The sequence below is a fragment of the Streptomyces avidinii genome (genome assembly GCF_014650695.1).
In the GTDB taxonomy this organism is placed as follows: Bacteria; Actinomycetota; Actinomycetes; order Streptomycetales; family Streptomycetaceae; genus Streptomyces; species Streptomyces avidinii.
This window is the reverse complement of sequence record NZ_BMVL01000002.1, coordinates 1-21,671: the sequence shown is the minus strand read 5'-3', so window position 1 is coordinate 21,671 and position 21,671 is coordinate 1. Positions and strand designations below refer to the sequence as shown.

16 protein-coding genes and 1 pseudogene are annotated in these 21,671 nt (G+C 72.6%); 11 read left to right on the top strand and 6 right to left on the bottom strand.

Annotated features, from left to right (window positions below):
- The first annotated feature begins 142 nt into the window (after positions 1 to 142).
- The 6 genes from IE257_RS04190 (at position 143) to IE257_RS04165 (ending at position 13,228) form a co-directional block, all read left to right on the top strand.
- Complete coding sequence (locus IE257_RS04190; RefSeq protein ID WP_189964847.1) at positions 143 to 1,489, top strand: MFS transporter; 1,347 nt, start codon at positions 143 to 145, stop codon at positions 1,487 to 1,489.
- A gap of 182 nt (positions 1,490 to 1,671) precedes the next feature.
- Positions 1,672 to 2,973: a condensation domain-containing protein gene (locus IE257_RS04185; protein WP_189964845.1), complete on the top strand. Its 1,302-nt coding sequence runs from the start codon at positions 1,672 to 1,674 to the stop codon at positions 2,971 to 2,973.
- A gap of 294 nt (positions 2,974 to 3,267) precedes the next feature.
- Positions 3,268 to 6,453, top strand: a complete 3,186-nt coding sequence (locus IE257_RS04180; RefSeq protein ID WP_189964842.1) for a non-ribosomal peptide synthetase — start codon at positions 3,268 to 3,270, stop codon at positions 6,451 to 6,453.
- Positions 6,453 to 8,375: a non-ribosomal peptide synthetase gene (locus tag IE257_RS04175; RefSeq protein ID WP_189964841.1), complete on the top strand. Its 1,923-nt coding sequence runs from the start codon at positions 6,453 to 6,455 to the stop codon at positions 8,373 to 8,375. The genes IE257_RS04180 and IE257_RS04175 overlap by 1 nt, the downstream gene beginning before the upstream one ends.
- Position 8,376: 1 nt before the next feature.
- Positions 8,377 to 10,227 (top strand): non-ribosomal peptide synthetase, encoded by a 1,851-nt coding sequence (locus IE257_RS04170; protein WP_189964839.1) that lies wholly within the window; start codon positions 8,377 to 8,379, stop codon positions 10,225 to 10,227.
- Positions 10,217 to 13,228 carry a condensation domain-containing protein gene (locus IE257_RS04165; protein WP_189964837.1) on the top strand — a complete coding sequence of 1,004 codons (3,012 nt, stop codon included), beginning with the start codon at positions 10,217 to 10,219 and terminating at the stop codon, positions 13,226 to 13,228. The genes IE257_RS04170 and IE257_RS04165 overlap by 11 nt, the downstream gene beginning before the upstream one ends.
- Positions 13,229 to 13,384: 156 nt before the next feature.
- On the opposite strand, the gene IE257_RS04160 is transcribed toward IE257_RS04165, so the two are convergent.
- The 3 genes and pseudogenes from IE257_RS04160 to IE257_RS37815 form a co-directional block, all read right to left on the bottom strand.
- Complete coding sequence (locus tag IE257_RS04160) at positions 13,385 to 14,833, bottom strand: M48 family metallopeptidase (RefSeq protein ID WP_189964835.1); 1,449 nt, start codon at positions 14,831 to 14,833, stop codon at positions 13,385 to 13,387.
- Positions 14,830 to 15,600 (bottom strand): RNA polymerase sigma factor, encoded by a 771-nt coding sequence (locus IE257_RS04155; RefSeq protein WP_189964834.1) that lies wholly within the window; start codon positions 15,598 to 15,600, stop codon positions 14,830 to 14,832. Before IE257_RS04155 ends, IE257_RS04160 begins: the two co-directional genes overlap by 4 nt.
- A gap of 408 nt (positions 15,601 to 16,008) precedes the next feature.
- Positions 16,009 to 16,209 (bottom strand): annotated as a pseudogene (locus tag IE257_RS37815) (MmyB family transcriptional regulator); the annotation flags it as partial.
- A 300-nt stretch (positions 16,210 to 16,509) separates the two neighbouring features.
- Between IE257_RS37815 and IE257_RS04145 the strand changes: the two are divergent.
- From IE257_RS04145 to IE257_RS04135, 3 genes are all read left to right on the top strand, one after another.
- Positions 16,510 to 16,881 (top strand): DUF2255 family protein, encoded by a 372-nt coding sequence (locus tag IE257_RS04145; RefSeq protein WP_189964830.1) that lies wholly within the window; start codon positions 16,510 to 16,512, stop codon positions 16,879 to 16,881.
- A 69-nt stretch (positions 16,882 to 16,950) separates the two neighbouring features.
- A complete protein-coding gene (locus IE257_RS04140) occupies positions 16,951 to 17,124 on the top strand; it encodes a hypothetical protein (protein ID WP_189964828.1) in 174 nt (57 codons plus the stop codon).
- A gap of 80 nt (positions 17,125 to 17,204) precedes the next feature.
- Positions 17,205 to 18,056, top strand: a complete 852-nt coding sequence (locus IE257_RS04135; protein WP_189964826.1) for an aldo/keto reductase — start codon at positions 17,205 to 17,207, stop codon at positions 18,054 to 18,056.
- Positions 18,057 to 18,300: 244 nt separating this feature from the next.
- Here IE257_RS04135 and IE257_RS04125 read toward each other — a convergent pair whose 3' ends face one another.
- Together IE257_RS04125 and IE257_RS04120 are read right to left on the bottom strand one after the other, a co-directional pair.
- Positions 18,301 to 18,936 carry a Fic family protein gene (locus IE257_RS04125; protein WP_229920106.1) on the bottom strand — a complete coding sequence of 212 codons (636 nt, stop codon included), beginning with the start codon at positions 18,934 to 18,936 and terminating at the stop codon, positions 18,301 to 18,303.
- A complete protein-coding gene (locus IE257_RS04120) occupies positions 18,926 to 19,507 on the bottom strand; it encodes a hypothetical protein (protein WP_189964824.1) in 582 nt (193 codons plus the stop codon). The genes IE257_RS04125 and IE257_RS04120 overlap by 11 nt, the downstream gene beginning before the upstream one ends.
- Positions 19,508 to 19,878: 371 nt before the next feature.
- Here IE257_RS04120 and IE257_RS04115 point away from each other — a divergent pair, with 371 nt between their 5' ends.
- Positions 19,879 to 20,244: a DUF1330 domain-containing protein gene (locus IE257_RS04115; protein ID WP_189966105.1), complete on the top strand. Its 366-nt coding sequence runs from the start codon at positions 19,879 to 19,881 to the stop codon at positions 20,242 to 20,244.
- Positions 20,245 to 20,499: 255 nt separating this feature from the next.
- Positions 20,500 to 20,907, top strand: a complete 408-nt coding sequence (locus tag IE257_RS04110) for a PPOX class F420-dependent oxidoreductase (RefSeq protein ID WP_189964822.1) — start codon at positions 20,500 to 20,502, stop codon at positions 20,905 to 20,907.
- 262 nt (positions 20,908 to 21,169) lie between these two features.
- On the opposite strand, the gene IE257_RS37810 is transcribed toward IE257_RS04110, so the two are convergent.
- Positions 21,170 to 21,671: hypothetical protein (locus IE257_RS37810; protein WP_229920105.1), on the bottom strand; the 502-nt coding region annotated here is incomplete at its 5' end.

Genomic DNA, 21,671 nt, shown 5'->3' with positions numbered 1-21,671 from the left:
GCGCAACCGGCAGGAATTCACGCGGCTGTACCCCGGGTAGTGCGAAGGATTTCCCGATCTGTGTCCACACCGCCGCAAAACAAGTCCGAAAGTGACAGGTTTGCTTTGACTCTTGAGCGATGGATCCATGAATGTCGTTCACATGTCCGACACATCCCGCGCCGCCGCCGGTGGCCCTCTGCGCTTGCGCGACTTCCGACTGTTACTCGCGGGAGCTGCCACCGGACAGCTCGGCGCCCAGGTGACACTGGTGGCGCTGCCCCTCGTGGCCGTCCTCGAACTCGACGCTCCCGCCTTCCAGGTGGGCCTCCTGACCGCCGCGGAGACCGCCGCCTTCCTGCTCGTCGGGCTGCCGGCCGGGGCACTGACCGACCGCATGCGCAAGCGGCCCCTGATGATCCGCGCGGACCTGGTGCGTGCCGTGGCCATGGCGAGCATCCCCGTGGCCGCGCTCGCCGACGTCCTGACCATGGCGCAGCTCTACGTCGTCGCGCTCGTGACCGGAGTGGCGACCGTGTTCTTCGACGTCGCCCATCAGAGCTACCTGCCGCAGATCCTGCCCCGTGACCAACTCGTGGCCGGCAACGGCGCCCTGGAGACCGTTCGTTCCACCGCCCAGGTGACCGGCCCCGGCATCGGCGGCGGACTGGTCCAGCTCGTCGGAGCGCACCTCGCGGTCATCGTCGACGCCATCGGCTACGTGCTCTCCGCCCTCTTCCTCCTGCGCGTCGAGCAGCCCGAGGAAACACCCGCTCCCGCTCCCGCCGGGGCATCCCTGCGCAAGGAGATCGGCGAGGGTGTCCGCTTCGTCTTCGGCCATCCGCTGCTCCGCGTCATCGCCCTCACCACCGGCCTCGCCAACTTCAGTACGGCCGTCCTCATGGCGACGCAGACCGTGCATCTCGTCCGTGTCGTCGGCCTGGAGGCCGGCGGACTGGGGCTGGTGCTGTCCGCGTCGGCCGTCGGAGGGCTGCTGGGCGCGCTGTGCGCCGGGCGCCTCGCAGCCGGGCTGGGGCAGGCCCGGGTCATGCTCCTGTCCGTCCTCGTGACCGGCCCGTTCGCGCTGCTGTGGCCCCTGTCCGGGCACGGTCTCCCCGGGGCGGTCCTCTTCGCCGCCGGATCAGCGGTCGTCTCCTTCGGAGCCGTCGTCTACAACGTCGCCCAGGTCAGCTTCCGCCAAGGGATGTGCCCACCACGGCTGCTCGGCCGGATGAACGCCACGCTGCGCTTCCTCATGTGGGGAACCCTGCCGCTCGGCGCGCTCCTGGGCGGTGCCCTCGCCCAGTCCTACGGGTCGCGTACCGCACTCGCCTGGTGCGCCGTCGGCATCCTCGCCGTACCACTGCCGCTGGTGCTCTCCCCGCTGCGCCGGATGCGGGACCTGCCCGGTGCGCAGGACGACGGCGGCGCCGACCGCGTCCAGGGGAAACCGCGGGACACGGCCTCCGCCGCCGGCGACGAACGGCCGGCCCCCGCGCCCAGGGCCTGACCACCACCCGGCCACTGCCCGGCCATCGCCCGAACACCGCACGGCGGCCGGGTACGGGCCCCCGCGCGGGCACGGCCCGCCACCACCGACCACACCGCCATGTCCGCAGGGGCGAGGGTCACCACCACCCCTGCCGCCGCCACACCGTTGCGCGCGACTGCGGCCACGACAAGGAGGACCACATGCCCAGCATCACCAGTCAGTACCTGGCCCGCTACCGGCGTCTCACCGGTGACCGTCCCGACGTCCTGCTGCCGGTCACCGGGGCACAGCGCCGCTTCCTGCTGGTGCGTTCGCTGGACCCGGCGGGACGCCCCGACGTGGTGCCCATGTTCTTCGCGTTCCCGTACGGAACCATCGACCCCGGACGCCTGCGGGCAGCGGCAACCAGGCTCGCTGCACGGCACACCGCCCTGCGCTCGCGACCCGCCGTCCTCCGCGGCACTCCCGTCCTGCGCGTCGCCGATCCGGACGTCGGCGTCACCCGGCCGGCCCTCGAACCGGGGGAGTCGCCCGCCGACGCGCTCCGTCGCGCGGTGGACTCCTGGGATGCGCAGGGTCCCCCCGTGCGGCTCTTCCTCGTGCGCGACGAGGAGCGGGAGGAGGACATCCTCGCCGTCGTCCTGGACCACGCCGTCTGCGACGGCCGTTCGTTGGCGCGGATCGTCGACGAACTCGGCGCCGCCTACGGCGAGGAGGCCACCGAACCCCACGCAACACCGGGGGATACGGAAGCCGAACTCACCGCCTACCGGGACGCGGTCCTGCGCCAACTCGCCGCCGAGGAAAGGGCGGAGACGCCCGAAGCGGCCGCCTACTGGTCGGACCGGCTGCACGCGCTGCACACCCACGCCCCGGCACCCCGCCCGGCACGCGTGCCCGACGGCGCATGGCCCAGCGGCGCCGCGCAGGCCCGGCTGCCCGCGCACGACGGCGGCGTGGCCTTCCCCCAACTGCTCGACGCCTGCCGCTCCGCGGCCCGCGAGCTGTACGGCCCCGGCCGCGCGGTCCCGCTCGGCTACCCGTGGGGCGGCCGTCCCGCGGGAGCGGAGCCGGTCGTCGGCTGCTTCCTCAACACCCTCGTCTTTCCGGCCGACACCGGCCACGGACCCGGCACGGAGGTGACGGCCGACGCGTGGTGGGACGACCTCGACCGGGCCGACGTACCGTTCGACGCGGTCGTGACCGCCGCGCGGGCAGCCGGCTCCGGCTGGACCGGAGGGCTCGACGGACTGCTCACCGTGGACGACGACAGCCGTCGCCCGCCCCTGGTACTCGCCGGCGTCGAGGGACGGGAGGTCCACATCGACGGCAGACCGGTCCGCGGACCCTTCGCCGTCTCCGTCACCCAGGGAGCGGAGATCCGCCTGCGGATGGTGTGGGACCGGGCGGTACTCGCCGACGAGACCGCGCACCGGGCGTTCGACGCGCTCACCCACACGCTCACCCGGGCACTGAGCCCCTCGGAGCACCCCGTGCAGTGACACCGCGGCCCCACCGCCCCGCGGCCACCGCGCACCGGCGCTCACGCGGACCCCGCGCCGGGCGGCACTACAGCACCACCCGCCGCTGCAGCACCGCCCGGCACCACAGCACCGCCCGGCACCGCAGCACATCCCCCGCGCCGCGCACCCCACGCCGGCACGCACCCCAACACCCCCCATGGCATCCCCCCACGCAGAAAGCGGCGCCGCGCGACCCGCGAAGCCGCCCGCCCGACGACCGGACACGACCGTGACCGGCACCGGAGACCGACCCGACAACCTCAGGGATCGCCCATGCTTCCCCTCTCCTCCTCGCAGGAGATCGTCTGGCTGCACGAGCAGATGCAGCCCGGCAGTCGCGCCTACAACTTCACCGCCTCACTGGACCTGTGGGGCACCCTCGACAGCGAGGCCCTGCGCCGGGGGCTCGACGCCACCTTGGCCCGCCACCCCGGTCTGCGGCTCGAACTCGTCGTCTCCACCGGGTCCGTACCGGCGCAGCGGGTCGCCCGACAATGTGCGCCGAGGCTGCGCACGGTCGACCTCAGTACGGCGGCGAACCCCGAGGCGGCCTTCGCCCGCCTCCTGCGCACCGAGGCCGAGACACCCCTCGACACCTTCCAGGCACCCCTGATCCGCTGGACGCTCGTGCGACTGGCCGAGCGTCATCACCGGCTGATCCACGTCGAGCACCACCTGATCCACGACGGGCACTCCTTCGCGATCCTGCTCGACGACATCTTCCGCGTCTACCGCGCCCACGTCCTCGGGGAGACCCTGGAACTCCCGGCCGCCCCGTCGTACGCGGACCACGTCCGGGACCGGGCCGGTGCCGGGTACGCCCCCGAATCGCTCGACTTCTGGCGGGCCGAACTGCGCGACCAGCAGCACGACCTGCCGCTACCGGGCCTGACCCGCCCCGGCGCCCGCCGCAACCACCACGGCGGACAGCTGCGCCAGACGATCGGCGCCGATCTCGCCGAACGCCTGCGCGGGCACGCCCGTGCACGCGGTCTCACCCCCTTCTCCACGCTCCTCGGGCTCTTCGCCGAACTCCTGCGCCGGCACAGCGGCCGCTCCCGCATGGTCATCGGCACCGCCGTCGGCAACCGGCCCGTCGGCTACGAGGACGCCGTGGGCATGTTCGTCAACACCATCCCGCTGCCGCTCGCCCCGGACGGCGCCGCCCCCGCCCAGGACACCATGGACGAGGTCACCGACACCCTCATCCGGGCCCTGCCGCACCAGGACGTGCCGGTCCAGGAGCTGACCCGAACGCTCGGCATGCACACCTCCGGCGCCGACAACCCGCTCTTCTCCGTCATGTTCAGCGCCCACGACGCACCGCTGCCCGAGATCGACGTGCCCGGCCTCGACATCACCCTCTTCGAGGGCTTCAACACCGGCACCACCCGCTTCGACCTCGACGTGGTCCTGCTCCCGGACGACCGGCGCGGCGTCACCCCGCGCCACGGCTCGCCCGGCATGACGCTGGTCTGGGACTACGACATGGACCTGCTCGGCGAAGACGTCGCCCGGCTGCTCTCCGGCCGCTTCCTGGACCTGCTGCGCGCCTATCTCGACAGCCCCGAGACGCCGCTGGCCGACCTGGTACCGACCGTCGTCGAGCCGGCCGCCGAGCCCGTGCCGGTCCCGGCCGACCGCGATCCGCTGGATCCCGTGGCCGCTCACCACCCGTCGCAGCCGGCCCTGCTGTGCGGCGCCCGCCGTCTCACCTACGGCGAACTCGACGACCGCGTCGGCTCGCTCGCCGAGCGACTGCGCACCGCCGGCGTGACGCCCGGCCGGCCGGTGGCCGTGGTCCTGCCCAGGGGGACCGACTCGCTCGTCGCCCTGCTCGCATGCCTGCGGACCGGTGCCGTCTACTGCCCGCTGTCCCCGTCCGATCCGCCGGCCCGGCTCGGCCTGCTGCTGGAGCGGCTCGCCCCGGCGCTGGTCCTCACCGGTGACGGCACCCCGGCCCTGCCGGAAGCACTGCCGACCGCCCGGATCGACGCCCCGGTACTGCCTCCCGCGCGCGGGACCGCCGAACTCCCCGGCACCGCGTACGTCATCCACACCTCCGGCTCCACCGGGACGCCGAAGCCGGTCGCCGTCGGCCACGCGGCGCTCGTGCACCATCTGACGGCGACCGCCGACCGGTTCGGCCTCACCACCTCGGACCGGGTCCTGATGTTCGCCCAGCCCTCCTTCGACGTGGCGCTCGAAGAGGTGCTGCCGGCCCTGCACGCCGGTGCGTGCCTGGTCCTGCCCGAGCACGAGGTACCCACGGGTGCCGAGCTCGCCGAACTGCTGGCGTCCGCCCGGGTCACCGTGGCCAACCTGCCCACCAGCTACTTCCTCGCCACCCGCGAGGACCTGCGCCCCGCGCTGCGTGACGAGAGCTGGGCGCCCAGGCTGCTGGTCCTCGGCGGTGAGCGCCTCCCCGTGGAGGCACTGCGCGGCGTCCTCACCGACACCGACGCCACCGTCCTCAACGTGTACGGCGTCACCGAGGCAGCCATCAGCTCGACCGTCCACGAGGTCTCCCGCGACGCCCTCGCCGAGGGCGCCGAAATCCCCCTGGGCACCGAGCTCCCGGGCGAGCGGATCCACGTACTGGACGCCCACCGGCGCCCGCTGCCGTCCGGCGCAGTCGGTGAACTCGCCGTCGCCGGGCCCGGTCTCGCCCAGGGCTACGCGGGCAACGAGGAGGCGACGGCCGCCCGGTTCGTCACCCTCGACGCACTCGACGGGCAGCGCGTCTACCTCACCGGCGACCTCGGCTACCGCGGTGTGGACGGTCTGCTGTACTTCCTCGGGCGGCGCGACAACCAGATCAAACTGCGCGGTCACCGCATCGAGCTGGAGGAGATCGAGGCAGCGGCGTCCGCAGCGCTGGGCGGCCGGTCCTGCGCCGTCGTACTGGACCGGGAGAACCCCGGCGGGCCCAGGCTCGTCGGATTCCTCGAAGACGGGGCCGACGGCGCGGCCTTCGACGACAAGGCACTGCACGCCGAGCTGAGCCGCCGCCTGCCCGGCCCCCTCGTGCCCGCCCGGTGGGCACGGCTGGACACCATGCCGACCCTTGCCGGAGGCAAGCCCGACCGTACGGCCCTGTCCCGCCGGGCCGCGGCGCTCGACCCCGACGACGCCGCGACGTCCGATGCCGCGACCGGCTCCGAGCCCGGAACCGGCCACGGGCCCGGGCCCGCGGCCACCGCCGGGTCCGCCGCGTCCGACGATCCGATGACGGCTCTGCTCACGGAAGGCTGGCGCAAGGTCCTCGGCCACGGCAGGTTCGACGCCCGCTCCCACTTCTTCCACAGCGGGGGCCATTCCCTGCTGGCCGCCGAGCTGGCCGCCTGGCTGGAGCCCCGGCTGGGCACGCGCCCGCCGCTGAGGGTGCTCTTCCGTAACCCCGTGCTCGCCGACCAGGCCGAAGCCCTCGCCACCACCACCCTTTCCACGGAGTCGTGATGACCCAGTCCCCGACCGCGCCCGTCATCCCCACCACGCCCCGCACGGCCCACCTCGCGACCGGCTCCGCGCTGAGCATCGCCCAGGGCCCCGCCGCCGAACCGACCAGTGTGGTCGCCCGCTTCGAGGACTGGGCCCGGCGTACCCCGCAGGCTCCCGCAGTCATCGACGGCACACAGATCTGGACCTACCAGGACCTCGACGCGGCGGCCGCGCTCGTCGCCGCCGACCTGGCAGACCGGGTCCGCCCCGGTGACCTGGTCGGTGTCTGCCTCGACCGTTCCACCGCCCTGGTGGTGACCGCCGTCGCGCTCGCCCGCCTCGGTGCCGTCTACCTGCCGCTCGGCCCCCGCCCCGGCGAACGCCGCATCCAGGCCGTCGCCGAGGACCTCGACGTCGCCTGCCTCATAGGCGACCCCGGCCTGCTGCCCGGGGAACACCGCAGCGGAGCGCACTTCCCGCTGCTGCTGCCCACCGACGGGGTCAACGCCCCCGCCGCCGCGGTGGCGGCCTTCGCCGGCTCCGTCCGCGGCACCCGGCGTGCGCCCGAAGGCGCCCTGTACGCCGTCCTCACCTCCGGCTCCACCGGCCGCCCCAAGGCAGTGGCCGTCGCCGAGTCATCGCTGTCCGTCGCCCTCGACTGGTACCGGGCCGAGACCGGCCTCGCCCCGGGCGACCGCCAGTCCCTGCTGATCGGCGTTGCCTTCGACCCCCATCTGCTGGAACTGTGGTCCGCCCTGACCTCGGGTGCCGCCCTCGTCCCGGCCCCGGACGACACCCGCTGGGACTCGCACCTGCTCACCGACTGGTGGCGTGACACCGCCCTCACCCACGCGGTGGCGGCCACCCCGACCGTCGAACCCCTCCTGGACCGGCCCTGGCCGCAGGACCTGAAGCTGCGCCACCTCGTCGTCGGCGGCGACCGCATGCGCCGCCGCCCCGGCACCGACGTCACCGCCACCGTCCACAACGCCTACGGCCCCGCCGAAGCCACCGTCGTCACCACCACCCACACGATGCGCGGCACCGACCCGGAGGCCGGCGACCAGGCCCCGCCCCCCATCGGCACCGCGCTGCCGGGCGTCACCCTCGTCGTCACGGACGGGGAAGGACGCCCGGTCGCCCGCGGGCAGGAGGGTGAGCTGCGCGTCGGCGGGCACTGCCTGGCGCTCGGCTACCTCGACCCCGAACTCACCGCACGCCGGTTCACCCCGCCTCCCCGAGAACTGGCGCTGCCCGCGATCGGCCGCCTCTACCGCACCGGCGACCGGGTACGGATGAGGGCCGACGGCAGCCTGGACTTCCTCGGCCGTCTCGACGACCAGGTGAAGATCAGCGGGGTGCGGATCGAACCGGTCGAGGTGGAGGCCGCCTTCGAGCAGGACCCCCGGGTGCGCACCGCCGTCGTCACCGTGCTGCGCGACAGCGCGGGCCACGGCCGCCTCGTCGCACACGTTCGGCCCGCCGACGGCGCCGAGCCCGTGACCGGGGACCTGCTCGCCGCGGTCCGGTCCTGGCTCCCCGAGCAGGCCGTACCCAGCGCGGTACGGATCGTCGACGGCTTTCCGCTCGATGCCAACGGCAAGGTGGACCGGCCCGCCCTGGCAGCCCAGGCCCAGGTCCCGGTGCCGCCCAGGGCCACCACCACGGACGACCTCGCCGACGCCACCGCCACCGCCACCGCCTCCGAGCGGCTCGTACTGACGACCGTGCGCGAGCTCCTCGGCCGCCCCGGCATCGGCCTCGGCGACAACTTCACCGACGCCGGCGGCACCTCCGTCGTCGCCGCACGGCTGCTGGCGACCGTCGAACGCGAGGCCGGAGTACGCCTGCGCGCCCCCGAACTGCTGCGCAGCACCGACCTGCGCGCCTTCGCCGCCCTCCTCGATCAGCGCCGGACCCCGCGCCCGGAAGGAGCCTGACATGACACTCACCACCCCGCAGTTCGCCACCCCGCAGTCCGCCGTCCCCACGACCGCCCTGCCGGCACTCGTCGCGCGGCACGCCGAACTCACCCCCGACGGCCTCGCCGTCGTGGACGGCGACACGACCCTCACGTACCGCCGTCTCCTCCAGGCCGGCCACGCCCTCGCGGCACACCTGCGCGCACACGAGGTGGCTCGCGGCGACCGGGTCGCGCTCCTGACGGCGCGATCCTCCCGCACGGTCGTGGCGCAGCTCGGGCTGTGGCTGGCCGGAGCCGTGTGCGTGCCGCTCGATCCCGCCCAGCCCCGCCCGCGCACCGAGGCGATGATCGCCGACGCGGAGGTGACGCTCACCGTCGGCGACGCGAAGCTGCTTGATGCGGCCACACTGCCCGGACCCGTCCTCGCCCTGCCCGAGGAGCCGCTCACGAGCGGTCAGCCGCTCGACGAGTCGGACCCGGACAGCCCGGCATTCATCATGTTCACCTCCGGTTCCACCGGCCGCCCCAAGGGCGTCCTCGTACCGCACCGGGCCATTGCCGAGTTGGTCACCGCACCCGACTACGTCACCCTCACCGGCCGCGACCGCGTCCTGTTCCACTCGCCCATGACCTTCGACGCCTCGACGTTCGAAGTCTGGGGCGCGCTCGCCAACGGCGCCGCGGTCGTCGTCTGCACCGAGCAGCGGCCCTCCCTGGAGGACCTGGCCCGGCACGTCGAACGGCACGGCGTGACGGTGGCCTTCTTCACCACGGCCCTCTTCCACCAGCTCGCCGCACGCCGCTCGCGCGTCTTCGCCCAGCTCCGCTCGGTCGTCGTGGGCGGCGAGGCGATGGCTGCCGCACAGGCCCGTGAGGTGCTCACCGCCTTCCCCTGGCTGGAGCTCGTCAACGGCTACGGGCCCACCGAGACGACCACCTTCGCCACCGCCCACCGGGTCACCGAGCAGGACTGCGAGGGACCGATACCGATCGGCAGGCCCATCTCCGGGGCCACGGTGCACGTCCTGGACGCCGACGGCCACCCGGTGGCCGACGGAGACCGGGGCGAACTGTGGATCGGCGGCAGCAGGCTCGCCCACGGGTACACGGGCCTGCCCGCCCTCACTGCCGAACGGTTCGTCGAACATCCTTCGGCCGGCCTGCGGCTCTACCGCACGGGCGACATCGTCTCCCTCCGGCCCGACGGCATCCTCCAGTTCCACGGCCGCAACGACGACCAGGTGAAGGTCCGCGGCTTCCGCATCGAACCCGCCGAGGTCGAACACACCCTCCGCGAGCAGCCGGACGTGGCAGACGCCGCCGTCACGGTCGACGGCGCCGGCACCCTGGAGGCGAGCCTGGTCGCCTTCGTCGTGGCCGCGCCCGGCCCCGTACCTCACGGCGCGGCGCTGCGGGAGCGGCTCACCGCAGTCCTGCCGGCCCACCTGGTTCCCGACACGGTCACCGTGCTGGAGCGGCTTCCCCTCACCCCGGCCGGCAAGGTCGACCGGCGCGCGCTCTCCGGACGCGTACCCAGCGCACGTGCGCACGCTGCCGAGGGCCGGCCAGCCCACGGGCCGACAGGGCGGATGACACCGCTGGAACAGGCCGTCGCCGAGGTGTGGAGTCAGTCCCTGGGTGTGGAAGTCACCTGCGCCGAGGACGAGTTCCTCCTCCTCGGCGGCCATTCCCTGCTGGCCCTCGCCGTCACCGACGACCTGCGCGAGGAACTCGGCGTGGAACTGTCCCTCGCCGAATTCTTCGCCGCCCCGACCGTCGCCGCGCAGGCCGCGCTGGTCGAACGCGCCCTCCTGGCCGCCCACGCAGACCTCCACCCCGAGACCCCGGAGCACAGCGATGTCCACTGACGCCGACTCCGTGGCCGGCGACCGCCGGCAGCAGCTCCAGCAGGAGCTGCTGCGCCGCGCCCGCGCCGGAACCGGCCGCCGTGCAACGGCCGGGCCCACCGCCGGTGCCCGCGCCGGTCAGGACGGCCACGCACCGCGGGACACCGCCTGCTCCGGCACCACCGCCGAGCCCGGTACCCCTGCCGAGTCCGATACCAACGTCCCGCAGACAGGGCGCGTCCCCCTCTCCCGCGCCCAGCGCCGCATGTGGCTGATGGAGCGGCTCGGCGGCGCCGGCGACTCCTACCACGTACCGTTCGCCACCCGTGTGCGCGGTCCGTTCGATGTGGCCGCGTTCGCCACCGCCCTCACCCGGCTGGTGGCCCGGCACGCCATCCTCCGCACCCGCTACACGGAGCACGAGGGCGAGCCCTGCCAGGAAGTGCTCCCGACGCCGCGGACGGTCCCCGTCCACGTCGTCGAAACCGGTGCGACGGAAGCTCCGGAGCTGCTGCGTCGCGAGACGGCCCGGCCGTTCGACCTCGCGGCCGGCGACGCCGTACGGGCGCTCGTCCTGCGCCACGGCCCGCAGGACCACACGCTGCTGCTGACGTTCCACCACATCGCCGTCGACGGCGCCTCACTGGAGACGGTGGCCACGGAACTCGCCGTCCTCTACACGGCGGCCACCGACGGAACGAGCGGGCCCACACTCGCCGCAGCGCCGCAGTACGCCGACCACGCGCGCCGCGAACACGACGACCTGCCCGGTTTCGAGGCGGAACTGAACCGCTGGAGCGACCTGCTGGCCGACGCCGCCCCACCACGCCTGCCCCGGCCGGCGGCGCCTCTCGCATCCGTGCGTCCCGGGGCCGCGCACAGCGCACCCCTCGCCCCCGCCGTGCCCGAAGCCCTGCGGGCACTGGGCGCACAGCGGCAGGCCACGCTCTTCGCGGTGTCCCTCACCGCCGCCTTCGCCGCACTGCACCGCCTCACCGGCGACGACGACCTCGTCATCGGCGTGGCGGGCACCCACCGCAGCGGCAGCGCGATGCGCGGCCTCGTCGGCCTGTGCGTCAACACCCTGCCCGTACGGGTGGACGTCTCGGGCGACCCGTCCTTCGCCCAACTGCTGCGACGCGTGAGTGACGCGCTCCTCGAAGCCCAGCACCACCGCCACATCCCCTTCGACCTGGTCCTCGAACGCCTCGGCGCCGGAGCACGCGGCGCCGACGGCACGGCACTGGTCCGCGTCACCTCCGACGTCCTCGGTGAGCCGACGGTACTGCGGCTGCCGGGCACCTCGACCGAGTACGTCGACGTCCCCTCCGACGGCGCGAAGTTCACCCTGTCCTACGGCCTGGTCCCGGGAGACGCCGCGCAGCCCCGGGCGATCGTCCAGTACGACCCGAACGCGCTGGACGACACCGCGGCGGAGACAGCCGTACGGGACTACGCGGCCCTCCTCCACGCGGTCGCGGCCGACCCGGAACTCGCCCTGAGCAAGCTGCCCCTCCCGGGCCCGGACGACGGCTCCGGCCCCGGGGACGGAGCTGACCCGGAAGGCGACCGCCACCCGGCCGCGCAGGCCCTGCGCGCGCACCCGAGTGTCGCCGACGCCACGGTGGTCCGGCCCGCGCAAGGGCCGCCCGTGGCCTATGCCGTGCTGCACGACAGCGTCGGCCCGTCCGGCCACGAACTGCTGGGCCTGCTGCGCCGGTCGCTCGCGTCCGAGACGGTACCCGCCACGGTCACACTGCTCGACGCGCTGCCGCGCACGGCCGCCGGGCCTCTCGACCGGGCCCGGCTGCCCGGGCCGCCCACGCCGAACGTCCCGTCCGGCCCCCGGGCCGAAGCGGTCGAGGAGGCCTTCGCCGCCGCGCTCGGTGTCCTCCCGTCGCCGGACGACGACTTCTTCGCCCTCGGCGGCCACTCCCTGAAAGCCGTGCAGCTCGCCGAACGGCTGCGTACCGACCTCGGACTGCCCCTCACGGGCCTCGACGTGCTCCAGGCCCGTACGCCCCGGGCGCTGACCGCGCTCCTCGAAGAACGGGCGGCACGGCAGAGCGCGGCGAAGGCCGCGAGCAGGCCGGCCCCCCGCTCCCGGGACATCCGCCCGGGCACGGTACTGGTCACCGGCGCGACCGGCGGCGTGGGAGCGTTCGTCGTGCGTGAACTCGCCGCCCGGGGCCGCCCCGTGCTGGCGCTGGCCCGGCCCGAGTCCGCCCATCTGATCGCCACCGAAGGCGTCGACGTCATCGAGGGCGACCTCTCCGACCCGGCCGGGCTGCGGGACGCCGTCGCGCAGGCGGACGCGGTCGTCCACGCCGCCTGCACCTTCACCCGGCACGACGTGGACCTGGCAGCGATGGAGGCGATGGTCGGTGCCTGGCGGCGCGGACCGTTCGTCTTCGTCAGCAGCGTCGACGCCTACGGTCACCCCGGGACGGACCGGGTCGCCGAGGAGTCCGCACCCCACGAGCCCGTGAGCCCGTACGGAAGGGCCAAGCTCGACTGCGAAGCCATGGTGCTGCGCGCGGCGGGGACCGAGGGACGCGGGGGAGCGAGCGCCGTGCGGTCACCGCTCGTCTGGGGCGCGCACGACCGGCTGCGCGAACAGCTGCGCTGGGGCGCCATCGGCACGCTCTACCAGTCCGCCCGCCAGGGCCGACCGATCGACCTGCCGAGCCCCGGTACCGACGGACACGCCTGGTACGGCGCCGCCTGGGTGCACGCGGCCGCCCTGGCCCGCGCGGTAGCCGAGTGCCTGGACCGGCCCGTGCACGGAGTCGCCAACGCGTGCAGCGGCCATGTGTCCTGGCGTGACCTGGCGCAGGACCTCACGGAACTGCTCGGCACCCGCGCGGACTTCCGTACGACCGAAGCGGTTCCCCGGGACCTCGATCACCGCTGGCACTACGACAGTGCCCGCCTGGCCCGTCCGCTCCGCGCCCGCCGGGGCGAGGACCGGCGGACCGTACTGGCGGAGATGATCGGCGCCGTGCCACCCGACAAGCGCTGACACGCCGCCTGCGTCCGGAGCCTCCTGCGGGGGCTCCGGGGCTCCGGGGCTCCTGCGGGGCAGCCCGCCCGCACCGCCGCTTCTGCCGCCCGACGGAGCACGGCCTGCTGGTGGGCACCCCGGCTCCTGCCCACCGCGGCCCGTCGATTCGGCCGACTACCTCACCGGCAGGAGCGGCAGCGGGGTGAGCCGGCCGGGCGACGGGAGAGGTGGGAGCACGGACGTCGGAAGTGTCGGAGGCGGCGGCGACGCCTCCGGCCACACGTTCCGCGTGGTGGGCGGTGGGGAGAACGGCGGAGAATCGGTGCGGGGCGGGGAGATGACCGTGTGGACGAACGCACTCGCCACCAGGATCAGGAACATCCCGATCAGCGTCGTTCTGACCTTGAACCGGACGAAGGACCTGTTGCGCCGAGGCGGTGGTCCCATGGACACAGTGGTGCCGCCCCCGTCGGGCGCCGTGCCCCCGACCGGGCGCATCGCGTCCTGCAAGGCCCCGGCCAGCTCGGGAAGGTCCCGCAGAAGGCTCGCGGCGCAATGACGTGCGCGCGCGCCCGGCCGGTGGGCGTTGTCCGCGTCGCCGCCGGGGCACAGCGCCGCCAGCCGGATCTCCAGAGGTGGGTGACTGCCGAGCCCGTCCTCGGGGACGACGTTCCGTGCCGGGGCCTCCCCCCTGCCGTCGGTGAAGGGCAGGCCCACCGGATCGGCGAGTCGGTGGGCGAAGTCCCGGAACACGCCCTCGGGCAGCATCACTCCGGGCAGAGGCCCGCCGCCCTTCCCGGCCGCAGGCGCCGACGATCCCTCCGGCCGGGCCCGGTCCGCGGTGAACCCGTCCCAGAACGGTGCCAGGACGTGCACGGTCCGTAGAGCCCCTGCGAACGTGGCCGCCCCGGTGATCCGGGCCGCCACGGCGTCCGCCTCGAGCTCCTGAGCGCGCCGTACGGCCAGGGTCCGGCGCAGATAGATGCCGTTGTACGCCTTGGTGAGCTTCAGGAGCAGCCGCACCGGCGGTTTGACGGTGGTCCGGTCCGATTCCAGGAACTGCAGGTAGCGGACCGTGCGTTCCAGGGCGACGCTGCCGCGGTGGCTGACGGCAGCCAGCCGGGTGTGCCGGCCCGCGTAGTGCCCCAGTTCGTGGCACACGACGCCGCGCAGCTCGTCCGCGGTGAGGCCGAGGAGCAGCGGCAGACCCAGGTCCAGCGTGCGGGGACCCCCGATCAGGCCCAGAAGCCTGCCGCGCTCGCCGGCGTAGGCGTTGACGGTGTCGGCCAGGCGGATCGTCGCGGGTGGGTCGGTGCCCAGCTCGTCGGCGAGTTTCACCGTCAGAGCCCACAGTTCGGGCTGCTGCTGCGGGGTCAGCACGATCCGGGGACCTTCGGCCACGCCCGCGGACGTACCGGCGAGCAGGCCGTAGGCCAGAGTGGACACGGGGAGCACGGTGAGGGCGCCCAGCAGGGCGATCTGCCAGGTCTCCGTGCTCAGGACGGCGATGACCAGCAGGAGTTGGACGGCCAGGACGGCGACGGCGAGCAGATGGACCCCGGCCAGCAGCGCGCAGCCGAGCAGGGCACGCGATGTGATCGCCGTCGGCTCCGTCCCTCTCACGCGCGCCCCGTGCCGTTGCCGTTGCCATTGCCATTGCCATTGCCTTGGCGGCCGGCGAGGCCCGCCCGGGCCTGCCGCTGTGCCTGTTCGTCCTCCTCGAATGCCGAGCAGAGCCAGGAGTCGGTGGCGCTCAGGGCCGCTGCGAGCCGGTCCCCGGGCGCGGGGCCACCGGTTCCCACCAGCGGCACCTCACCCAGAGGATTGGTGTCCGGGTCGAGACCGAGCATGCGCCGGAGGTTGTCGCGTCCCTTGCGGAGGTTCCCTCGTGCCGTGGAGGGCGCGATGTTCAGGTCATCGGCGATCTCCTCGTGGGTCATGGCGTAGAGGCTGTACATGACCAGCACCATCCGCTGGCGCGGCGGCAGTGCGGCCATCGCGGTCAGCACCCGTCGGGCCTGCGCCGTCTCGTCCGGAAGGGCCTGGCGGGGCAGGGACACGTCCAGCGTCGCGCGCTTCGCCCTCAGGCGCAGCCGCAGCATGCGCCACAGTTTTCTCCGCATCACCAGATTCACCCACGCGTTCGGCTGCTCGTAGCCGCTGATCCGGTCCCAGTTCTCCAGCGCGGCGAGGAAGGCGTCCTGGACGGCGTCCTCCGCGTCCTGACGGTTGCCGCACAGCATCACCGCCCGTGCCAGCAGCGCCGGACGATGAGCCGTGAAGAACGCGTCGAAGTCGGCCGGAGGACGCCCGCCCTCCGATGCCTCCGCGCCACCCTCCCGGGCGGGCTCATGCGCACCCGCCCGGGCACTGCCCGTCCCACCGCTCATCGTGCCTCACCCTCTTGGCCGGTCGACGCGGCCAGGCCATCACCCCGCACGATCAGGACACCCCCGTCCGACCGGCGGTCCTCCACCTGGACACCGTGACCCGCCAGACGTACCGCTTCGAGCACCAGCCGGACCCGTTCACGTTCACGGGCCAACTCCCGGCGCCAGGCCACCACCTGGAGGGTGATCCTCACCGTAGCGGCCAGTGCCGCAAACACCACTGATTCCCACATATCCGACCACGTCCCCTGCCGACCACGTAACGTCGGCAGAAGCTCTGCCGACTGCGACACCGCTGAACACCCGTGGCAGGGCTGCGCGTTTACCCGTCGGCCGAAGAACTTTCCGGGGGGCCTACGGCTCCTGCCGGGACGGCGTGGACTCGGTGCGGGTGGCGGTCATGTCGAGCACCCGGCGGGCGGCGGGGTGGAGGAAGAGGTAGCGGCCGAGGTTGCGCTGACCGGCGGGCCAGTACTCGATGCCCGCGTACGGGGCGAGACCGCCGGGACTGTGCGCCAGGCCGTCCATGCTGCGGCTGACCACGTAGGCGGGGCTCGGGCGCACCGTTTCCAGCAGGAGCCGCACGTGCGGGCGCGCTGTGCGGCTCGGATGCCACCCCGCCTGCGTCACTCCGCCGCCGGTGCGGTATGCGTCTGGAGGAGGCCCTGTCACACCCCCGCTCATCACCCCCTGACACAGCCCGGCCTGCCTGCGGCGGCCGGGAGGGGGCACGGTGACCGTGTCGCGTCGTGTCGCACCGTGTCCCGGGCGGCGGTCGACCGGATCCCGGGTGGTCCGGCCCGCTCCGATGGCGCGCCCCTCGCGTGCGGGGAACGGTGGACGTGGTGAACGCCGACACGGCTGGTCGGAGCTCCGGCTCCCGGCCTCGCACAGCGGAAAGGAATGGCGATGACGGACTGGAACGCCCCGGAGCTGGAGACGCTCGCCGCGGCCGAGGAGCTGGACCTGTCATCCGAACGGCCCAACGGCACCCTGCGCGACCCGGTGACGATGTGGGTGGTCCGCTCCGGCGACCGGCTGTACGTCCGCTCGGTCAAGGGCACGGCCGGCCCCTGGTACCGGGGAACGCAGTCCCGCCACCGGGGACGCATCGAAGCCGGCGGCGTCCGTCAGGACGTCGCCTTCCACCGCGCCGGCCCCGACGAGTACCCAGGCGTGGACGCGGCCTACCGGGAGAAGTACGGGCACCACACGAGCATCGTCGAGCACGTCCTGACCGGCCGTGCCCGAGCCTCGACCCTGCGCCTCGAACCGCGTTGAACAGCCCGGACTCCGGGCCCGGACCCCACTCCCACCGGCGTCCCTCCAGCTGACACAGCCACCGCAGCGGTGACGAAAGGCAGCCGCATCATCGAACCCGTCGACACCGACCAGGCGCCGCTACGGATGGTGCTCGGCTCGCAGGCGCCGGACTCCACCCTCGCCGTGCTGCGCAAGCGGATCGACGACGTCGAGACCCGGCGCGACCTGGCACGGTCCACGGAGTTCCCCGCCGGAGAGTGACCACCCCACCGACCGGGCGGCAGCAGGCCGGCGCACGTCCGGCCGCTGCCTGCCACGCACCCGAGCAATATGGAGATCCCATGCAGACCGTCACCTTGAACAACGGCATCGGGATGCCGATCCTCGGCTTCGGCGTCTACCAGATCCCGCCGGAGCAGACCGAGCAGGCCGTTGCCGACGCCCTCGCCGCCGGATACCGGCTCATCGACACCGCGGCCGCCTACGGCAACGAGGAGGCCGTCGGTCGGGCCATCAAGAACAGCGGGATCCCGCGCGAAGAGCTGTTCGTCACCACCAAGCTGTGGATCCAGGACGCACCCGCCGAGGAGAACACCCGCCGCGCCCTGGAGACGTCCCTGACCAAGCTGGGCCTGGGCCACGTCGATCTGTACCTGATGCACCAGCCCTACGGCGACGTGTACGGCCAGTGGCGCGCGATGGAGGCCGCAGGCCGAGAAGGCCTGGCCAAGGCGATCGGGGTCGCCAACTTCTACCCCGACCGGCTCCTGGACCTCATCCTCAACAACGAGATCGCCCCGGCGGTCAATCAGATCGAGACCCACCCCTTCTTCCAGCGCGCCACCGACCAGGACCTGATGCGGGAGCACGGGGTCCAGCACCAGTCCTGGGGCGGCTTCGCCGAAGGCAGGAACGACTTGTTCACGCACCCCGTCCTGAGCGAGATCGGTAAGGCGTACGACAAGTCCGCGGCCCAGGTCGTGCTCCGCTGGCTGATCCAGCGGAGCATCGTCACGATCCCGAAGTCGGTCAGCCCCGACCGGATGGCGCAGAACTTCGACGTCTTCGACTTCGAACTCACCGAGGGCCAGATGGCACGGATCGCAGACCTGGACACCGACACGACGCTGTTCTTCGACCACCGCGAGCCCGAGATGGTCGCCTGGCTCAGCAAGCGCCGCCTGGACAGCTGAACGCCGGCCACCGCAGCAGCGGCCACCGCGAGTTCAACCCGGCAGGAGAAGGTCCGGGCAGCCGGTTCATGCAGCACCTCGCTCTGCGGGACGGCACCGCACCCGACGCCGAGCGGCCCGAGACCACCTGGCTGGAGCACATCACGGACGAGCAGTACAACGCCCCGCGCACCCGCGCCCACTGACCTCTCCCCGCGAAGGAGAGACGGCCGGACTGATCAGGAGAGCCGGGTGCGAGGCGGCCTCAGGGCCGGGCTCTGGCCGCCCGCTGATGGGTCGACCGGATGAGGACGGAGACAAGGACTGCCAGGTCTGCTGCGCCGGCAGCGTCGTCCGCGTATCGCGTGGTCTGCAAGGGGCCGGTCCGATCCAGCCGGACTCCCTCCAGCTCCAGTACATGGGCGAGGGTGAGCATGGCCAGGCGGGCGTTGCCGTCGTCGAAGGGGTGGAAGAAGGCCACGTCCAGGTAGGCCCTGGCCGCGCGGGAGGCCAAGGGGACCCGCAGGTCGGCACTGTCGCGCAGGCACCGCTCGAAGTCCCGCCGGGTGTGTGGCGTAAGTGCGTAGCGTTCCCTGCCACCCTTGGCGAAGGCATCGCCCTGTCGGAACTCAACCCCGGGCAGACCGAGGACAAGCTGCTGCCATTCAGTGAGAAGCGCGCAGGTGAGGGGCCGCTTGTGGGAGGCGTCGGCGCGCGACTGGGCCACCGCCGCGAGCAACCGGTCGGCTCGTGCCGGATCCGAGGCCCGGCCTCCCGCATCGCACCAGGCAACGAGGCCGTCCATGGCCGCCTCGACCGGAGCCGGCGTCTCACCGGCCGCGGAAGCCCAGTCCACCTGGCTCCTGACGTGGCACCAGGCAGCCAGAGCGTCAGCGGTCACGGTACGGCAGCTCTCCGGTCAGCCCCACGGCAAGATCCTCTCCCACGGCGTCGACCAGGCGCCGCGGTGGCTCCGTCCAGCTCTTGAACCGTCCTCCGATTGCGGTCTCGACCGCGTCCTTCGCACGTTCCGGCCCCATGCCCGTGGAAGAGAGGAACCACGTCAGCACCGTGTGGCAGAGCCCGTACCAACCGCATTCGGCACCCGTGCGGTCCACTACCACCGTCACGAGTCGGGTAGCCGCCCGTTCCAGGTGCCAGCTGCGGCCCTCGGCGTCCGCTCCGGCGGGCGGCGCCAACCGGGCGAACTTCTCGGCCAGCTCCTCCAGCCAGTCGCGCCACTCCAGCAGCGACGCGATCACCCTGGCAGCCGTCTCTGCGGGTTCACCGATCGAATGGGAGGTGCAGCACCAGCTGGTGACGACGCCACCGCCGCCGCCCTCGCCAACCGCCCAATGCCATCCGCAGACCCACCGGCCGTATCGGGCTGCGAGGAGTGCGGTGACCTCGGTGGTGAAGCGATGTTGTTCTTCCCACCCGGCACCGGCGGGGGGCACCATCGAGGCGATCACTGCGGCGATTTCAGAGCTCTGCGCATCGTCCCACGAGAAGGCAATGAGGTCGGGATCGACGGCAGACCACGGCAACCGGCGTGGAGCGAGGTCGTAATTGATGGCCGTGGTGTTCCTCCAAGAACGGGGCTGGGCGTGCGGGACAACTCGGCGATCGTGGCAAAGGCTCGCCGCCTTGTCATACGAGTTTCCGGCGCCGCCGATCTACCTCCATGACACACAACGCCGGCCCGCCGGTCTGGAGCCCGCCCGGCCCGGCGGCGGCTTGGTGTGTGCCCTCGGCGATTACACCGGAGGTAATCGTGCTGCCGAGCCGTCCGCGGCTACGTTCTGGTCGTCGCTCACAGGCACAGAACGAAGGGAGACCTGTGGTGTCCGCTTACGGTTTCGCGCATCTCCGCAGCCGCCGGAATCACTCCGACATTCTCGAGTACCTGGAGCGCATCCAGGCGACCCTGGACCCTTTCGCCGGTCGGTTCGTGATCCACGGTCCGCCGGTCGAAGTCGTGGAGGGCGAGTGGCCCGGCAGCATGGTGCTGATCGAGTTTCCCGGTCTGGCCGAGGCCCGTGCCTGGTACGACTCTCCCGCCTACCGGGCCATTCTGCGTTTGCGTACGGACCACGTGGAGGGTGATGTGGTGCTGATCGAGGGCGTCGGTCCGAATTGCGACCCGGCCGAGCGGGCTCGCAAACTGCGAACGGAAGCCGGCCGAGAGGGCGGCCGGTCGACCGGGTAGTCCTGCAGGCGCCTGCTGGAGCGGGGAGTGCTCATCCGGCTCAGGGGTTGTGTGTCCTCCTTCCGGATGGGCCGGACTCGCAGGCCGAGGTCCGTCCCTGCCCCCGGTGGGTGGCGTGGGCTGTTCGGATGATTTCGCGTTCGGAGCGGCGTAGGGCGGGCGCGGTTTCCGGTTTGTCAGGTGCGGGTGGTTTACGCATGGTGTTGTCGCCGCTCACCCGATGATGGCGGTACCCAGCCGGGAAAGGATTCGACCGTGTCGGTTGTGCTCTCCGAGGAGCTGAGGAAAGTCATTGACGACACTCCGGTTTTCGCCTCGGTTGCGACGATCCAGCCTGATGGCAGTCCGCAGGTGTCTGTGACGTGGTTGGCGCGAGATGGTGATGACCTGTTGGTGTCGACGACGGTGGGGCGTCGTAAGGAGCGGAATCTGCGGCGTGATCCTCGTGTCACCGTGTTGGTGAATCCGAGTGATGCTCCGTATACGTATGCGGAGATCCGCGGGACGGCGCGGTTGACGACGGAGGGCGGGCAGGAGTTGATCGACGCGTTGTCGCGCAAGTACACGGGCAAGGCATACGCCGATTTCAATCCGGCGTCGGCCGAGGACAACGAACGCGTCGTCGTGCGTATCACCCCCCGCAAGGTCGTCGGATCCCTGTGACCCACCTCCCGCCTGTCCGCTGACACCACCGCGTGCCCCGGGCCACCGACGGGGCCACCTCGAGAGGCGGCCGGCTGCGAGCTCCGCGTCCTCGCCGGCCGATGGCAGTGCCCCGGCCATTCCGTCAGCTCCGGCTGCCCGGTTGTGGTGCTCGGACGGGCGGCTGCCTTGGCGTAGCGATGCGCACGCTTTGGACGTGGGTGGCTGCGGACTTGAGCGCACATCGGAGGTTCGCGTCTCGACGTAGGATGCCGAGATGCCCTCAGGCAGCCCCCGGGGAGCTCGGGCTCTCCTGATCAATGGCATCGTAGGCGTGGGGGAAACCACCGTTGCCGAGGCGGGGGGCGACCTCCTCGCCGATGGCGGGGTCCCTCATGCCGTGCTCGACCTTGACTGGCTGAGGCAGTTCTGGCCCTCTCCTCCGGATGACCGTTTCACCTTCGACATGCTGCTGCGAAACCTGCGAAACCTGCGGAGCATCGCTGGTAACTACCTCGATGCAGGAGCGACGAGTCTCGTACTCGCCGGCGTGATCGAGCAACAGGATGGGCGGAAGCAACTGGCCCATCCCATCGGTGTTGATCTCACGGTGTGCCGGCTGTGGGCTGAACTGCTGGTCGTCCACGGTCTGGGCCGCTGCCGTGATGGTGGGTTGGGAGTGCTGTAGTGGTATGTGGAGTGGTCTGTTGAACTGGGCGGGTTCCTGGGTCGGGGCGCGGTCGATGATTTCAGCATTGGTTCCGCCGCGGGCTTCGTCCTCGATG

What these genes read in the sequence shown, in the direction of transcription:
- IE257_RS04175 (WP_189964841.1), top strand. Translation starts at nt 6,453, where the DNA reads ATGACCCAGTCCCCGACCGCGCCCGTCATCCCCACCACGCCCCGCACG.
- IE257_RS04155 (WP_189964834.1), bottom strand. Translation starts at nt 15,600, where the DNA reads ATGAGCGGTGGGACGGGCAGTGCCCGGGCGGGTGCGCATGAGCCCGCC.
- IE257_RS04185 (WP_189964845.1), top strand. Translation starts at nt 1,672, where the DNA reads ATGCCCAGCATCACCAGTCAGTACCTGGCCCGCTACCGGCGTCTCACC.
- IE257_RS04190 (WP_189964847.1), top strand. Translation starts at nt 143, where the DNA reads ATGTCCGACACATCCCGCGCCGCCGCCGGTGGCCCTCTGCGCTTGCGC.
- IE257_RS04180 (WP_189964842.1), top strand. Translation starts at nt 3,268, where the DNA reads ATGCTTCCCCTCTCCTCCTCGCAGGAGATCGTCTGGCTGCACGAGCAG.
- IE257_RS04145 (WP_189964830.1), top strand. Translation starts at nt 16,510, where the DNA reads ATGACGGACTGGAACGCCCCGGAGCTGGAGACGCTCGCCGCGGCCGAG.
- IE257_RS04135 (WP_189964826.1), top strand. Translation starts at nt 17,205, where the DNA reads ATGCAGACCGTCACCTTGAACAACGGCATCGGGATGCCGATCCTCGGC.
- IE257_RS04165 (WP_189964837.1), top strand. Translation starts at nt 10,217, where the DNA reads ATGTCCACTGACGCCGACTCCGTGGCCGGCGACCGCCGGCAGCAGCTC.
- IE257_RS04170 (WP_189964839.1), top strand. Translation starts at nt 8,377, where the DNA reads ATGACACTCACCACCCCGCAGTTCGCCACCCCGCAGTCCGCCGTCCCC.